The following is a 15335-nucleotide window of genomic DNA, read 5'->3' as shown; positions in this document are numbered from 1 at the left end:
CAGTGGAAACCGCAGTTCAGCACATGGTTCCTGCATACCCGAAGCCATTTCTGAGGTGTTGAACCGCGCCCGCCACCCCGATCAGGCTCATCTATCAGACACTTCCTTACGCGTGCCCTGTTCCGGCGTCTCCGGACCCTGGACCCTTTGTGCACGCTGGCCATAGAGCTGTGCACTTACGCGAAAGACGGAATCGCCCGCGCGCTGCAGCCTCTAGAGAGTAAGAGCAGGCGAGACAACCGAAGCCCGGGCAGGGTGCCCAGATCCGCATCCGACGCGCGGACCGGACGCGTGCCCGCCCAGGGAGAGGAGCCCCAACGATGGAGAAACCCGCAAAGCGACGTCGGCGACTGGTAGCCGTCGGCGTGACCGTGGCCGCGGCATCGAGTGCGTTGGTCGCCGTTCCGGCGCCCGCTGAGGCAGCGGTCCACGGATGGTGCGACGCGGCGCACAGCACCGACTCATGCTGGCGTTACTGGACCGACGCGAACGACCAGGCCGTGACTTCAACGGCTTACATCAAGGTCACCAACCGCAACAAATTCATGTCGCTCTGCCAGCGGGAGAATCGCGGCTTGGCCATCGAGGTTCATCCCACCGGGTGCTCCACCACGCTCATCTACCGAGACACCACCGTCACCTCCGCCGGCTGCGGTCCGGATACCGAGACTCACTACAACATCGGCTACTCGGTCCGGAAGTTCCGCTGGGTGTCCTGGAACCGCAGCCTCGGTCGGGTAGACGGCGCCACGGCCTGGTTCATCACACCACCGCTCCCGCGACCGGACTGGTGACATCAACCGGCCGGTGGACAAGGTCATGACTGATAGGCCAGGTTTCGTGCCTGCCGACTCGGCTGTCGACCACCGTTCCCGTTCTCGTGCGGCAGTATCCACCGCTCCAGGCGCTCCATCATCAACAGCCAACCGAAAGCGGCCGGGATCACCGCCAAGCAAGCGATCAGCATCGGATGACTCCACATGTTCGGTTCTGAGGCGTCACGGGCCGATACCCGACGATCCACAGAGCACACCGATCCCACGGCGCGGATCATCCGCATTCGGCACCTGCGGGAATCCGGGCGAGCACCTGCGGCGAGCCCGACAGACAGGGATGTCAAAGGCTGGTCCGTGGGGGTGCCGGCGTGGGGTGGATCCTCCTATTCCGTCGCCGGAAATGCTCCGCGCCGCACACCCCTACCTGACCGCCGGTTCGGGAAGGGCTTTCTGTGAGGGGGTGGCGCAACGGCGTCACTGAGCGGGGGCGAGTCCCTGAGCGCTGGGAGCAGCCGCCAACACGTACCCGACGCCCTGAGCGGAAGCCTCTTCAAGAACGACTGCGCGACAGGACCTTGCCGCTTTGTCAGGTCTCCTCGGGGTCCTGCCCGTGGACCGCGCGTCCGCCGTCGACCGGCAGGATGGCGCCGTTGACGAAGCTCGCGTCGTCCGACAGCAAAAAGGTGACGGCAGCGGCGACCTCGCCGGGGCGGCCCGGACGTCCCAGCGGATGCAGGCGGGCGATATCGGCCTCCACGCGGGCGGCGGACTCCGGCGGCGAACCGGCCAGCAACGACGCGTAGCGTTCGGTGGCGACGGTCCCGAGCGCAACGGCGTTGACCCGCACGCCGCGCGGACCGTAGTCGACGGCCAAGGCGCGGGTGAGCCCTTCGATCGCGGCCTTGGCCGTGGCGTACGGCAGTGCTCCGCGCACGGCCCGCTGCGCTTGATGGGACGACACGTTGACGATCGCGCCCGGCGTCCCGTCCCGCAGGAAGCGCCGGACGGCGGTCGCACAGCCGACCACGACCGGATCGAGGTTCAGGGAGATCAGGCCGAGAACCTCCCGGGCGGACGCCGAGTGCAGTGCGGCATCGCGGAACACGGCGGCGTTGTTGACCCACCCCGAGAAGGCTCCGGCGGCTTCCGCGAGATCCGCCGCCCGCTCTGTCACAGCGTCGTCGTCGGCGCTGCCGATGACGGTGCGAAGGCGGTCGCCGGCGGGATGACCTGCCGTCCATTCCAGGGCATGGGAGTCGAGCTCGAGGACCACGACGGCGTGACCATCGTCGAGCAGCCGCTCGGTAATCGCCCGTCCGACCCCCCGGCCGCCGCCCGTCACGACATAGGAGCGCATCATGCGGCTCATCCTTCACGGTCACGGATGCTCTGAGAAGCCGCGCACCGCGCAATGACTCAGCCGCATTGATCGGCGCCCTTTACGGCGGCCGCCCCAGCGTTACATGCTGTGTCATGCATGTGATGCAGCTTGGCTTACCGGTCCGTGACGAGCAGCGCAGCCGGCGGTTCTATGAGACCTACTTCGAATTCACCTCCGCGCATGTGGGCGGCCACGGCACGATCATCGTTCGCAATGCCGACGGCTTCGAGCTCGCCTTACACGGTGGCCAGGACGCTGAGCCTCCGGCCGCCTTCCTCCGTTTCGCCTTCCGGCTCTTCGCGCCCGAGGAAGTAGAGGACCTGCTCAGCCGAATGCAGACGGACGGAGTGGACATCGTCGAGCAGTATGAAGATCCGGGTTACGTCTCGTTCACATGCACGGACCCGGATGGCCACCGGATCGAGGCGTATTGGGAGGCCAGCGGGGCCCTCACGGGCTTTTGACATTCCGGCGGCAGGTAACGGCCCCGGCGTTCGCCGTCCGGCGGACTTACAGATGGCTGATTCCCGTGTGCGCGCAGAGGTGGCGGGTGCGCTGGCCGGCCTCATGCTCTTCGTGATCTTCACCGCGGGGCGCCGGACGTCCTCGTGACCCAACCGACCGCGGTCACGATCGTGCCGAGCATGTACCGACGCTGCGCCGCCAGATGCGGCTCTGCTCGAGCGGTCCAAACCGAGCCGGAACTACACCCGGATGACAGGGCCCTGAGGTTCCCCCCGTAGCACGGACAGCTGGGGTGAGATGGTCGCCGACGGTACTTCCCTGCGGTGTCGGCGTAGCGCAGGGTGCCGGTTCTCTCCGCGCGAGCGGAGGTGGTCCGGCCGGCCACACCGGTCGCACTCCTGGCAGACGTCCTGTTCTCCCCGCGCGAGCGGGGGTGGTCCACCGGGGGGCGGAAGCCGTCACCGGTCAACACAAGACCCCTTCCGCACCTGGCGGGAGTGCTTCATGCCTTTTCGCCCGAGCAGGTTCGTGAGTTGCGCGAACAAGTCAAGCTGATGCCCAGGAAGCAGCGGCTCCGCCGATCGGGCTGGCCAGGCCCCTGCGGCCCCGGCACAGCTGTTCGGCGAGCGCCTGCATCTGGTCGAGTTCGTGGGCGTTGCCCTTCCAGGCACCTCGTGTCCGCGTGGCGCGTCGTAGGAAGCCTCGGATGCGCCGTAGATGCTGACCGTGATCTCCTGCGGGGGTGGGCGACGCTCGAGCAGGTCGAAGACCCGTTTGTCGTGGAGCCGGGAGCCGTTCGACAAGATGCTGGTGATCATCCCGAGGTTCCACGCGCGCGTGTAGACCTCGTGGAAGTATCGGTTGACGAGGGGTTCGCCGCCGGTGATCTGGAACCACAGGACGCCGGGGTCCTGGAGTATCCGCATCCGGTCGTCCAACTCCATCTCGCTGCCCCCGGGCTGGTAGCCGCAGCGTCATCGCGTCAGGACTGCACCAAGCGGTTAGCGACCCGCCCAGGCCGGCACGACCTGGATCGTCGGTGGGGGTCAGCCGGGGATCGGTTCGGCGAGGGACCAGCCGAGGCCCTCGCGCTTGGCGGTGTACATGGCGGTGTCGGCGGCGCGGAGCATGAGGAGGGGGCTGGTCTCGGATGTTCCGGCATGGTGGAGTGCGATGCCGATGCTGGCGCCCACGTGAAGGCTCTGGCCGTGGAAGGGGACGGGCTCGGCGATCTGGTGCAGGAGGCGTCGGGCCAGGGCCACGGCGTTGTCGTGGGAGAGGCCGGGGCAGAGCAGGGCGAACTCGTCGCCGCCCAGCCGGGCAGCGACATCGGTCTCGCGCACGGCGGAGGAGAGACGTTCGGCCACGGCCATGAGGACCGTGTCGCCGGCCTCGTGGCCGTGCGCGTCGTTGATCTGCTTGAAGCCGTCGAGGTCGAGGTAGAGGACGGCCACGCCGCCGGTCCGCATGACGTGCCGCAGGTGGTCGTGCAGGGCCGAACGGTTGGGCAGGCCGGTGAGCGGGTCGCTGCTGGCCTGGTCCACGAGGCGCGCCCGGACGCGCTCCAGCTCCCGGACCGCCGAGGTGAACCTGCCCAGCACGAACGTCGCGCAGAGGGCACTGGCCGCCGCCGTCATATACCCCTGGACGGTCAAGCCGGTGCGGCTCAGGAACAGGACGGGGATCGTCCACAGGGCGAGATGCAGGAAGACCAGCCGCGCCGGATGCAGATGGTGGCTGGGCGGGGCGGGACGGGTCAGCTCGGCGCGGGCGGGGTGCAGCAGCGCCGAGATCAACACGACATGTCCGAGGAGCAGTGCGGCGCCGAGCTTCTCCACGTACTGGGGGCCGAGGACGTACGGCAGCAGGTTGTAGCCCAGGTCGACGGCCAGGTAGAGGGAGACGGCACAGAGCAGGCGACGGATCGGCGTGCCGCGCTGGTCGGCCGACAGCGCGAGCAGCAGCCCCGCGGCGAGCAGCACGATGTCGCACACGACGTAGAGGGCGGGCACGACGGCTTCGGCGAACCCGCCGCTCAGGAACGGCTCGACGAAGAACTGCCAGGACGCCAGCGCCGCGGCGACGGTGACGGTGAGGGCGTCGAGCAGGCCGGCGCGGAGCCGCCCGGGAGCGCGCCTGCGGGCCATCAGGAAGACGGCGGCGGCGACCAGCGGGTAGCCGGACAGCCAGAGGGCGTCGCTCGCGCCGATCACGGGGAGCGGCGTGCCCGGATCGAGGGACAGCACCTCGATCACATCGCCGGCCATCCAGAGCGTCAGGGCGGACGCGATGAGCAGCCAGGGCGGCCGGTCCCGCGCCGGGGCCAGCCGAACCGCCGCCCACCAGGCCAGCCCGCAGATCGCCGCGTACAGGGCGAGATGCAGGACGTTGCCCGGCGAGGTCGAGTACAGGACGGCGTCCAGCACCGCGAGCACGAGCGTCGCGGTGACCAGAATCCTCAGACGTCCGACCGACACTCCGACCCATCGGCAGGCGTCCGGCCGATCTGAGGAATCACGCCGGGCCGGATCGTCCTGGCGAAGATCAGATACTCCCGCGCCAGCCGGAGAACAGTGACATCGGCGAGTCGTGATCCATCACCCGGCCTGCAGGAACTGCTCCAGCTCCTTCATCCGCACGCTGTCCGGCGGCGCGGTGTTCATCAGAGAACAACCTCGTCCTTTAGGCCGGTGCCGGTCGTACCTGATCACGATGCCGGAATGTGCGGGAAACGTCGATGGGGGGCCGGAAGCGGCCAGGAACGTATGGATCTTGGGTCTGGCGCATCGCCTTCTCAATGATCAAGCTTCCTCCGAGGCTCTCCGCTGCGGTCGGGCACGGGAGCGGTCGGATGGGAGCTCCTGTGGATCGTGGCATTCGCGCTCGGGTGCGGAGAAGAAGCCGGTCGGTAATCGCGGTGTGCGCGGGGTTCGCATTGACCGGCGGCCTGCTGGTCGGGCCGTTCAGCGGGCCCGCCGCCGCCGCGACGCCCGACACCACGCGCAACAGCACCTGGACGAGTTTCGTCAACAACAGTGACACCGCGACGGCTCAGTGGAGCGGCGGCGATGGAACGATCGGGGTGAAACTGCCCGACGGGCGGGTGTCGTTCGCGTTCAGCGACACCATGCGCGGTCCGGTGACTCCGGAGGGGTTCCATCCGCCGTTCCAGACGGCGATGGTGGCCAATTCGATGGTCATCGCCAGTTCGTCGGCGGCCGGCGCCACCCTGCGCACGGTGACGGTGCCCGGCGAGGGCAACAACTGGAACGCCAAGCCGCTGGTCCCCAACACCGGGACCGACAACGATCCGCCTGCCGTCAGGCAGAAGCGATGGGCCGGGGACGGCATCATCCACCAGGGCCAGCTCGTCCGGTTCTACACGGGCATGTCCTTCGGCGCGGAGGGCTGCTACGTCTTCAGCAAGCCCAAGAACACCGTCGTGGCGAAATTCAGCCTTCCGTCCGGCGGCCTGCCCGCCCTGCAGTCCACCGAGATCGTCAACCATCAGGAGAGCGCCGCGAATCCCATCTCCTGGGGAACCGCACTGCTCAACGACGGCGGCTACACCTACATCTACGGCGTCCAGGAACTGTGGACCGGGACGGCGCCCAACTGCACGCTCAACGGCCGCAGGCTGCACATCGCCCGGGTGCCGACCGGCCAGTTCGGCGGGACGTGGCAGATCATGACGCCGGCGGCGGGCCTCACTCTGGCCAACGGCCTGTTCAGTGAGTTCAGCGTCGCCAAGCTCGGGAGCACCTACCTGCTGGTGACGCAGAACTACGGGTCCAATGTCGTCGCCTACGCCTCCAGCACGCCCACCGCTTTCAGCGGAGCCGCGACGCACCTGTACTCGATCCCGAACTACAAGTCGGTCCTGCCCGGGTACGCCGCGCGCATGCAGCCCGCTCTGACCACCTCCAGTGAGATCGTGCTCAGCTACAACATGCTGACCTCGAGGGTCAGTCAGGACGGCTGCCTGGACGAGAACACCCTGGACGCCTCGATCTACCGGCCGCGTTTCGTTCGCGTGCCCCGGTCGGCGCTGCCGACGGCCGCGTCCGCCGCGCGGACGGCGACCGCGAGCCCGGCGCCGGCCGCCATTTCCCAGCGGCCTCACCTCGCCTGGCGGCCCGCCGAGGCGGCGGGCACCACCGGCCGGACGGCGACGTCACCCGCCGCGATGACCGCGGCCCCGGGAACGGTGCGGGCCGCCGTGGCGGCGTCCGTGCCGATCCCCGTCGGCAGCATCAACTGGATCCCGAGGGCCCTGCCGGGTGACCCCCCGACGTGCGGGCTCAACGTCAACAACAACAACCACCTCACCGCCGAGCCCTACACCGACGCCGAGGGCCTCAAGGCCCGCATCTACTGGGACTACAAGGGCCCGACCGTCGACACCAGCATCGCCCGTCAGCGACCGGGTGAGGACTGGACACCGCTCCCGCTGATGCTGCTCGGCGCCTCCCCGCTCCCCGCGGTCCCCGCCATCGAGGGGCCACCTCTCGCAGTGCTGTCCGGCAGTCCCCAGCGGATCCGCTGGACCGACGCACCGATGGTCTTCGGCGGCCAGACCGTCAAGTACCGGCTCTGCATGAGGGCCTACGACAACGACCCGCCCTACGAGGAGCACTGCTCGGAAGTCTCCGTGACGCTCTGAGCCACGGCCGCGCTGCGGGCCGTCCGGCCGGACGGCCCGCAGCGTCGCTCACTCCGTGAACGCCAGGACACCGGGGGAGGTCCTTGCACTTGCGCGATCAGCACTCCCCGCCCCAGCGGATTCTCGTGATGATGATGGGGTCGTTCGGGGTGTAGGAGGAGTAGGCGCCCGGCCCGGGGTAGTAGTGCAGGCACGTGGTGTAGGGGCCGGAATTGTCCACACCTCGGTAGTAGGTGACGTAGACGTGGTCCAGGCCCTGGAGCGGGTAGCCGTTGTTGAACATGTAGATGGCCGCGCGACGGCCGGTCCAGTTGCCCCCGGTCTTCCATGTGGTCGGGGCGCCGGGCTCGCCGCTCAGGCAGAAGTAGCCGCGCGGGCAGTTGGGCGGCGGCGGCTCGGCATGAGCGGGCGTCACCGTGGTCAGGGTCGCGAGCGCCGTTCCCGCCACCACGGCAGCGATCTTTCGTGACGTGCGCACGGGTGATCCCCTCTCCTGGGAGTTTCGGTCTCAGTCGTGCTCACCACAGTGTGCGGGCCGCCCCGGATGGGTGTCTTACGCGTGAGTGCACGGAGCTTTAGCCTGCGTGCACAGTGCTCAGCCCACATGGTCGGCGTGAGTCCCGTTGAGCCTGAACCACCGTTCCCTCTGAGCGCCCAGGTCGATGACCGGGGAACGCCTGGGGTGTGACGCAAATGATCATCGGTTCGCTGACGAGGTGAAGATCCCTTCCTTCCGTGGAGTCACCGTGCCGACGATGTCCCCGTCCCCGTCCGCCCGGTCGGGCGCCCTCGCGCTGGTCGCCTGCCTGGCCGCCGCCTGCTCCTCCCCCGCCGGTGGCGGGACGGGCGTCACCGCGAGCACACCGCCGCCCGCTCCGCCGACGCCGGCGCTGACCCAGGCCGAGGCCAAGGCCGTCGTGGCCGCGTACATGCGGGGGGCCGACCAGGTCCGCGCGCGCCTCGACCCGGTGATGGCCGCGTCCGTCTTCACCGGTTCCTCGCTCGGCATGGAGACCACCAAGTACAGGATCTTCAAGGCCAACCGGATCCGGATCGGGAAGGTCAGGTACACGCAGGCGCTCGGGGCGTCCCCCAAGTTCAGCGGGCACCCGCGCTGGTTCTTCGCCGCGCTCACCGACACCGGCACCAGGCCCGTCACGCGCGACATCATCCTCTTCGAGCAGCAGGCGCCCGGGGGGCCCTGGCGGGCCGCCTACACCACCCTCGCCACCAAGCCGGTCCGCGGACCGCTCGGCCCCGGCATCGACGTCGCCGACGAACCCGACGTCGTCCCCCTCCAGGACGCCACGCTGGCCCTTCCGCCCGCCCAGGTGCCGGCCGCCCTCGTGCAGGTCCTCAATCAGGGCGTCCGGTCGCCGCGGGCCAGGGTCTTCGCGGTCCCCTCGTGGGTCGCCTCCGCGTCCGCGGGCATGCGGCGCGACCGGGCCGACTTCAGGAGGAGCGGCTGGAACCTCGCGGCGGCCTACCGGCCTTCCACCCTGCCGGTGTACGCGGTGCGCACCACGTCCGGGGGCGCCCTGGTGTGGTCGGCGGTGGAAAGCCACCGCGCCTACCGCAACACCGGGAGGGGCGGTGCCTTCGACTGGCGGCATCCGAACTGGGGGGACATGCTGCGTCCGACCATCGGCCGGTCCAGCGTGCGCCGCGGCCTCACCACCGTGGAACGGTACGAGGTTCTGGCCTATGTCCCGCCGAAGGGCAAGGGCCGCATCCGGCTGCTGGCCAACCGCTGGGCGCCCGTCCGGATCCAGGGCCGCTGACCGCCACGCCCGCGGCATGTGACAAAGGCGGGCGGAGGTGAAAGGTCCCGCTCGTGGTCATGGACGGACAGCGGATCGTGGTGTGCGCCGTGTCGCTGCGACGGGTATCGATCTGGAGTGTTCCGCTGATTGCCGACGGCGGAGCGTTCGGGGGGCACGATGCAACGACTTCTCAGCATGGGCATTGCCACCGTCATCGCCGCCGGCGGCCTTCTGGTGGCGGCACCTGCCGGCGCGCGGCCGCGAGTCGAGGCGAACCTCCACATGTCGGACGACCTGCGCCATCACCTCGGAAGACTGTGGGAGAGGACCTACTTCGGCACCCGCGGCCACCAGCGGATCGAACGCAAGTCCGACGCCCACTACGGGCGGGTCGAGAACAGGTACTACGCGCTCGTCTGCGTCTACTACGACGACCTCGAGACCAAGGACACCGATTGCGGAGCGGTGTTCAAGAAGGTCGGCAGGCAGGGAGAGTGGCGGGTGCTGGAGTGGGACGGCGGCTACGACTGCACCAGGGGGATACCTCGCGTACTGCGCAGGTACTGGACGCCCTTCTCCTGTTGACACCCTTTCCAGTCGGACGCGACGCCGCCGCCCGCTTGCGGGTCAGGGCTCGCGGCGGAGGGCGACGAGGGCGACGTCGTCCTCGCGATGGCCGAATTCGGCGAGGATGCGGTCGCTGAACCACTCGAGGTCGGCGTCCACGTCCGCCGCCACGGTGCGGAGCCGCTCCAGGTTGACCGACAGCGAGACGCCGCGGTCCTCGATCAGGCCGTCGGTGATCAGCACGACGGTGCCGCCCGGCGGGACGACGGTCTCCTCGATGCCGACCTCCTCCACCGGGAAGCCGAGCAGGACGCCGCCGCCGGGGCCGTACCGCGCCCGGCCGTCCGCGATGTGGAGCGGCGCGAGGTGCCCGGCGTTCGCGACGTGCAGGGCGCCGGTCACCGGGTCCAGGGTCATCAGGCACATGGTGACCGTCTGGTCGCCGTGGTAGCGCTGCATGACGCCGTTCAGGAGCCGCAGGATCGTGACGGAGTCATGGCCCTCCTGGGCGTACGCCCGCAGCGCGTGCCGGATCTCCGCCATCACCGTCGCCGCGTGCAGCGAGTGGCCCTGGACGTCGCCGATCGCGACCAGCACCCGGCCGTCCAGGTCGATGACCTCGTAGAAGTCGCCGCCCACCTCGGCCTGGTCGCTCGCCGGCTCGTACCGGACCGCGAACGTCCACCCCGGCACGGCGGGAAGGGCCGCGGGCAGCAGGCTGCGCTGCAGGGTCAGTGAGATCAGGTGCTCCTCGGTGAAGGAGCGCAGCGCCTCCATCGCCAGCGCGAGGGTCTGGCCGAGCTGGCGCAGCAGGTTGATCTCGTCCTCGCCCGCCGCGCCCCGCGCCTCGATCGCGACGGCGATCGGCGGGCGGCCGCGCTTGATCCGCGACATCGTCACGAGGATGTCGCCCTCGGCCGCGTGGTCGGGCAGCAGGTCCCGCCATCTGCGCTCGGAGAACAGGGCGACCTCGGTGCCGGTGGCGTCCCCGAGGCCCGTCATCGCGGCGAGCCGCTCGAACAGCGACGGCGGGCACACGCGATGCCACACCCCCTCACCGAGCTCCACGGTGCGGCGGGCCTGGCCGTCCGGCGGCAGGATGAACGCCGCCGCCGGCACCCCGAAGATCTCGAAGGCGCCGTGCGCGGTGACCGCCGCGAGGCCCTCGAAGGTCTCGGCCGCGTTGACGGCGAGGGAGGTGCGGGTCAGGGCGGCCTGCAGCGCCGCGATCCGCTCGGCGTGCCGCCGCGCCTGGTAGTAGCGCAGCACCGCCTCGACCGTCGCGAGGAACTCCTCCGGGTCGATCGGGTCGGTCAGGTAGGCGTCCGCGCCCCGCCGCAGCCCGTACGCGCGGTCGGCCACCTGCACCGCCGTCGCCGAGATGTGGATGACCGGCAGGGACGCGGTCTCCGGTTCCGACTTGAGCCGCGCGCACACCTCGATCCCGCTGGCGTCCGGCAACCGGACGTCCAGGACCACCAGGTCGACGTCCGCGGCGGCGAGCGCCTTCCACGTCTGCGCCGCCGACGCCGCCTCCACGACGGTGTGCCCGGCGCGCTTCAGCCAGCTTCCGATGATGTACCGCTTGGTGTCGTTGTCGTCGACGACCAGTGTCGTGCTCGCCTTCACGTCCCTCATCCTCCGGCCGGGTCCGCACCGCCGCCACGGGGGTCCGGCGGGATCCGGACGGTGACCGTCGTCCCCTCGCCGAGGACGCTGTCCAGGACGAGGTCGCCGCCGAGCGCGCGGGCCAGCCGCCGAGCGTACGGCAGCCCGAGGCCCGTACCGCCCGCGGCCGTGCCCGGTACCTGGTAGAACTCCTCGAAGACCCGGTCGATATCGGCGGGCGGGATCCCGGCGCCGGTGTCGGACACGACGAACTCGACCGCGTCCGGCACCGCCCGCGCCGTCACCGACACCCGCCCGCCGGGCGTGAACTTCAGCGCGTTCCCCACCAGGTTCCGCAGGACGCGGGTCAGCATCACCTCGTCGGTGACCAGGACGGGCGGGGCGTGCGCGGCGTCCACGGCGAGCACCGCCCCGGCCTCCTTCGCCATCGGGCCGAGCAGGTCGGCCAGCAGCCGCAGCAGCGCCGGCACCTCGACCGGGGCCGGCCGCGGTTCCAGCCCGCCGCGCTCCGCCTTCGCCAGGTCGAGCAGCTCGTTCACCAGCGACAGCAGGGTCTGCCCGGACTCGCCGATCAGGACGATCTGATGGCGCTGCTCGCCGGTGAGGGCCTCGGCGTGGGGATCGAGCAGCAGCCGGACGAGTCCGATGACGCTGTTCACCGGGGTGCGCAGCTCATGGCTGACGTTGGCCCAGAACCGGTTCCTGGCCTCGGCCGCCTCGCGGAGCTGGTCCGACTTCTCCTCCAGCTCGGCGTACAGCGCCACGACCCCCCGGTTGGTCTGCTCCAGCTCCTCCGACAGCTCCGAGTACAGGGCCATCACGCCCCGGTTGGTCTGCTCCAGCTCGGTGTTGAGGGACTGGAGCTCCTCCCGCTGGCGCCGGATGTCCTCCAGGGCCATGAGCAGCTCGGCGTTCTGCGTGCGGAGCTCGTCGAGCGCCGACACCGGACGCAGATGCCGGAGCCGTTCGCGCAGCCGCTCCAGCGCGTTCCGGTCGACCGGGGCGCCGCCGGGCAGCTCCTTGCGGAGGCGTACCAGCAGGCGGTCCCCCCGCTCCTCATGGACGACGTCCATCAGGCGGGAGGCCGCCCGGTATCCCTCGGAGGACGGCAGCCCGTCGGCGCGCGGCGCGCACAGCAGCTCGACGATCAGCGCCGGACGCGCCCCCCGCCCGACCAGGAAGGCGACCTCGACCCTCCCGGACCAGGCGAGCAGCTCGCGGCCGGCCTCGCTGAGCGCCGTCGCGACCCGCACCTGGTCCGGCTGCTCGAAGCCGATCTCGGCGGCGACCCGGCGGCCGGCCTGCCGGAAGGCGAACACGTCGTCCTCGGCCGCGATCTCCAGCGCCAGCAGGTCGTCGATCATCCGCCCGCGCCGCCCGCCGTCGTCACCACGAGCACGGACCGGTCGTCGTGCCGGTCCCCCGCGTCCCGGAACAGGGCCGCCGCCATCAGCAGCGCGTCGCCGCGCGGGAGGCCGGCGGTGTCCCAGCGGCCGGTCAGGCCGTCGGAGTGCAGTACCACCGCCGCTCCCGGGGGAAGCTCGTAGGAGTACTCCCGGAGCCGGCCGGTGCGGGTCCCCGCGATGCCCCGCACCGAGATCATCCCCTGCCGCCGCTCGGGGCCGACGACCCAGCCCGCGACGTTCCCCAGCCCCGCGAAGCGCACCGTCCCCGCCGCCGGGTCTGCCGCCGCCACCGCCACCGCGCCGCCGCGCGTCGCGGTCATCCGCTCGTGCACCCGGCGCAGGATCTCGCCGGGCGGGGCGGGCAGCACGGCGTCCTCGAACGCCCGCACCGCCTCCCGCGCCGCGCGCGCCGCCAGCGGCCCGTGCCCGAGGCCGTCGCAGAGGACGGCGTAGACGGTCCCGGCGGCGCGGCGCACCGCGTACGCGTCGCCGCATTCGTCCTCCCCGTCGATCGGACGGGTCAGCCCCGCGACCGGCGGATCGAGGTCGCCCGGATCGCCCGGCCGCCGGAACCGGGCGAACAGCACCGTCCCGGTCCCCGGCACCGAATGCAGTCCGCTGCGGTCGGCGAGCCGCTCGATCGCGCCCAGCCCGATCCCCAGCGTCCCGCGGCTGGAGCGCCCGTCCAGCCGCGCCGCCGCCACGTCCGCGATGCCGGGCCCCCGGTCGACGCAGACGAACTCCAGGGCCGCGGCGTCCCCGTCCCGGACGATCCGCACCAGCATCTCGCCCCGGTCGGCGTGCGCGGCCAGGTTCGTCGCGGCCTCCGTCGCGGCCAGGCGGACCTGCTCCAGCCGCTCGCCGGCGAACTCCAGCCTGCCGGCGAGCGCCGTGATCCGGCGCCGCACGCCCGCCGCCGCGCTGGGCTCCTCCACCCGGATCCACGCCGCGTCTCCGACCGGGGGGCTGCTCATCCAGCCGGCGCCCGTCACCGCGCCCATTTCGTCACCGTCACCGTCGTGCCCCCGCCCACTTCGGTGTCCAGGTGGAACTCGTCGGTCAGCCGGCGGGCGCCCGTCAGCCCGAGCCCCAGCCCCGACCCGCTCGTCCAGCCCTCGGTGAGCGCGAGATCGATGTCCGGGATGCCCGGTCCATCGTCGCCGAAGGCGATCCGCACCCCCGCCCGCCCGCGCGCGTCGGTGACCCGCTCCACCCGGGCGTGACCGCCCCCGCCGTACACGAGCGTGTTGCGCGCCAGCTCGCTCGCCGCTGTCACGATCTTCGTCTGGTCGACGAGGGAGAGGCCCGCCGCCGCCGCGGCCGTCCGCACGGCCTGCCGCACCCGCACCACATCGTCGCCGGAGGTGATGGGCACCGGCTCCTGCGGCGGGGCCGTCATCGGCCGTCCGCGAGGCTGGGCAGCGACGCGCCGAGCAGCCGCATGCCCTTCTCCAGATCCAGCGCCGTGCGCACCCCGCCCAGCGACAGCCCGAGCTCCACCAGCGTGATCGCCACCGCCGGGCGCATCCCGACCACCACGGTCTCGGCGTCCATCAGCCGCGACATCGACGCGATGGTGGAGAACATGCGGCCGATGAACGAGTCCACGATGTCCACGGCCGTGATGTCGATGATGACGCCCCGGGCTCCCGTCCGGACGATCCGCTCGGCCAGGTCCTCCTGGAGCACCTGGACGGTCTGGTCCTGCAGATCGATCTGGATCGACACCAGCAGGATCTGACCGATCTTCAGAATCGGCACGCGCTCCATCAGGCGCCCGCCCCCTCGACCAGCCGCACACCGCTGGCGGCCAGCGCGTACGCCAGCGCGTCCGCGAGCGACGCCTTGGTGACGATGTCGCCGAACTCGATGCCCAGCGTCACGATCGTCTGCGCGATCTGCGGCCGGATCCCCGAGATCACGCACTCGGTGCCCATCAGCCGCGCCGCCATCACCGTCTTCAGCAGGTGCTGCGCGACCTCGGTGTCGACCGCCGGCACCCCGGTGATGTCGATGACCGCGAACTGCGAACCCGTGTCCACGAGCATCTGCAGCAGCGTCTCCATCACCACCTGCGTCCGGGCGGAGTCGAGCGTCCCGACCAGCGGCACCCCCAGGATCCCGTCCCACAGCTTCACCACCGGCGTCGCCAGCTCGAGCAGCTGCTCGGCCTGGTCGGCGATGACCTGCTCACGCGTGGCGCTGTAGGTCTCGAACGTCATCAGCCCGAGCTCGTCGACGTAACCGGAGAACGCGATGAACTGCGCGTACGCCGTCTCCTCGCCCGCCGCCCCGATGCGCTCGTGCACGGCCTGCTTGAGCGCGAACACGCTCACCGCGGTCTCGCTCGGGCTGAACCCCTGCCGCGCCCGGCTGCGCGAGATCTCCTGGAGCGCGGCCCGCAGCTCACCGGCCGCCGACTCGTCGCCGTCCGCGAGTTCCCGCTGGACCAGCCCGTAGAGCTCGCCGAGCTCCGTCCGCACTTCCCGTTCGGTGATCCGCCCGCGCACCCCTTCGGTGACCAGTTCGACCCACCGTCCGAGTACGGCCTCCCGATCCTCCAGGATTTCGGAAATACGTGTTCCAACCGCCCCGCTCATGCCTGAACTCCCCATTATCAGCCCAAAGTGATCACCACGAGCCTAGCGCCGCAGGTCGGCCGCTCATCCCGCCCTCACGCGCTCG

The 15335-nt window shown here is 70.8% G+C and carries 15 protein-coding genes; 5 read left to right on the top strand and 10 right to left on the bottom strand.

Features of this window, described 5'->3' with window-relative positions; translation table 11 throughout:
* Positions 1-320 precede the first annotated feature (320 nt).
* Positions 321-794, top strand: a complete 474-nt coding sequence (locus tag IE99_RS0122150; protein ID WP_157610438.1) for a hypothetical protein — start codon at positions 321-323, stop codon at positions 792-794.
* Between the two features lie 568 nt (positions 795-1362).
* Here IE99_RS0122150 and IE99_RS0122145 read toward each other — a convergent pair.
* Positions 1363-2133: an SDR family NAD(P)-dependent oxidoreductase gene (locus IE99_RS0122145; RefSeq protein WP_211258884.1), complete on the bottom strand. Its 771-nt coding sequence runs from the start codon at positions 2131-2133 to the stop codon at positions 1363-1365.
* A gap of 116 nt (positions 2134-2249) precedes the next feature.
* Here IE99_RS0122145 and IE99_RS0122140 point away from each other — a divergent pair, with 116 nt between their 5' ends.
* Positions 2250-2621 carry a VOC family protein gene (locus IE99_RS0122140; protein WP_157610437.1) on the top strand — a complete coding sequence of 124 codons (372 nt, stop codon included), beginning with the start codon at positions 2250-2252 and terminating at the stop codon, positions 2619-2621.
* A gap of 459 nt (positions 2622-3080) precedes the next feature.
* On the opposite strand, the gene IE99_RS0122130 is transcribed toward IE99_RS0122140, so the two are convergent.
* Together IE99_RS0122130 and IE99_RS0122125 are read right to left on the bottom strand one after the other, a co-directional pair.
* Positions 3081-3566 (bottom strand): radical SAM protein, encoded by a 486-nt coding sequence (locus tag IE99_RS0122130; protein ID WP_030174088.1) that lies wholly within the window; start codon positions 3564-3566, stop codon positions 3081-3083.
* A gap of 102 nt (positions 3567-3668) precedes the next feature.
* Positions 3669-5099: a GGDEF domain-containing protein gene (locus tag IE99_RS0122125; RefSeq protein ID WP_051713002.1), complete on the bottom strand. Its 1431-nt coding sequence runs from the start codon at positions 5097-5099 to the stop codon at positions 3669-3671.
* A gap of 458 nt (positions 5100-5557) precedes the next feature.
* Between IE99_RS0122125 and IE99_RS0122120 the strand changes: the two genes are divergently transcribed.
* On the top strand, positions 5558-7285 hold the full coding sequence (locus IE99_RS0122120; RefSeq protein ID WP_030174082.1) for a hypothetical protein: 1728 nt from the start codon (positions 5558-5560) through the stop codon (positions 7283-7285).
* A gap of 97 nt (positions 7286-7382) precedes the next feature.
* Here IE99_RS0122120 and IE99_RS0122115 read toward each other — a convergent pair whose 3' ends face one another.
* Positions 7383-7763 (bottom strand): hypothetical protein, encoded by a 381-nt coding sequence (locus IE99_RS0122115; protein ID WP_030174079.1) that lies wholly within the window; start codon positions 7761-7763, stop codon positions 7383-7385.
* 277 nt (positions 7764-8040) lie between these two features.
* On the opposite strand from IE99_RS0122115, the gene IE99_RS0122110 reads away from it, so the two are divergent.
* Together IE99_RS0122110 and IE99_RS0122105 are read left to right on the top strand one after the other, a co-directional pair.
* Positions 8041-9066: a DUF8094 domain-containing protein gene (locus tag IE99_RS0122110; protein WP_483852547.1), complete on the top strand. Its 1026-nt coding sequence runs from the start codon at positions 8041-8043 to the stop codon at positions 9064-9066.
* Between the two features lie 177 nt (positions 9067-9243).
* Entirely contained in the window at positions 9244-9633 is a 390-nt protein-coding gene (locus IE99_RS0122105; RefSeq protein ID WP_030174073.1) for a hypothetical protein, read from the top strand.
* Positions 9634-9675: 42 nt separating this feature from the next.
* On the opposite strand, the gene IE99_RS0122100 is transcribed toward IE99_RS0122105, so the two are convergent.
* From IE99_RS0122100 to IE99_RS0122075, 6 genes are read right to left on the bottom strand one after another with little or no spacing between them, the layout of a single operon-like run.
* Positions 9676-11253: a fused response regulator/phosphatase gene (locus tag IE99_RS0122100; RefSeq protein ID WP_030174070.1), complete on the bottom strand. Its 1578-nt coding sequence runs from the start codon at positions 11251-11253 to the stop codon at positions 9676-9678.
* Complete coding sequence (locus IE99_RS0122095; RefSeq protein ID WP_051712998.1) at positions 11250-12608, bottom strand: sensor histidine kinase; 1359 nt, start codon at positions 12606-12608, stop codon at positions 11250-11252. The genes IE99_RS0122100 and IE99_RS0122095 overlap by 4 nt, the downstream gene beginning before the upstream one ends.
* Positions 12605-13651, bottom strand: coding sequence for an anti-sigma regulatory factor (locus IE99_RS0122090; RefSeq protein WP_030174064.1), 1047 nt, complete (start codon positions 13649-13651; stop codon positions 12605-12607). Before IE99_RS0122090 ends, IE99_RS0122095 begins: the two co-directional genes overlap by 4 nt.
* Complete coding sequence (locus IE99_RS0122085) at positions 13639-14049, bottom strand: ATP-binding protein (RefSeq protein ID WP_030174061.1); 411 nt, start codon at positions 14047-14049, stop codon at positions 13639-13641. Before IE99_RS0122085 ends, IE99_RS0122090 begins: the two co-directional genes overlap by 13 nt.
* Entirely contained in the window at positions 14046-14420 is a 375-nt protein-coding gene (locus tag IE99_RS0122080) for an STAS domain-containing protein (protein ID WP_037559914.1), read from the bottom strand. Before IE99_RS0122080 ends, IE99_RS0122085 begins: the two co-directional genes overlap by 4 nt.
* Positions 14420-15250 carry an STAS domain-containing protein gene (locus IE99_RS0122075; protein ID WP_030174056.1) on the bottom strand — a complete coding sequence of 277 codons (831 nt, stop codon included), beginning with the start codon at positions 15248-15250 and terminating at the stop codon, positions 14420-14422. Before IE99_RS0122075 ends, IE99_RS0122080 begins: the two co-directional genes overlap by 1 nt.
* Positions 15251-15335: the final 85 nt, after the last annotated feature.

It is taken from the genome of Spirillospora albida (assembly GCF_000718255.1).
GTDB classification, from domain to species: Bacteria; Actinomycetota; Actinomycetes; order Streptosporangiales; family Streptosporangiaceae; genus Spirillospora; species Spirillospora albida.
Note: the sequence above shows the minus strand (reverse complement) of the source record. Positions and strands in the feature narration are given on the sequence as shown.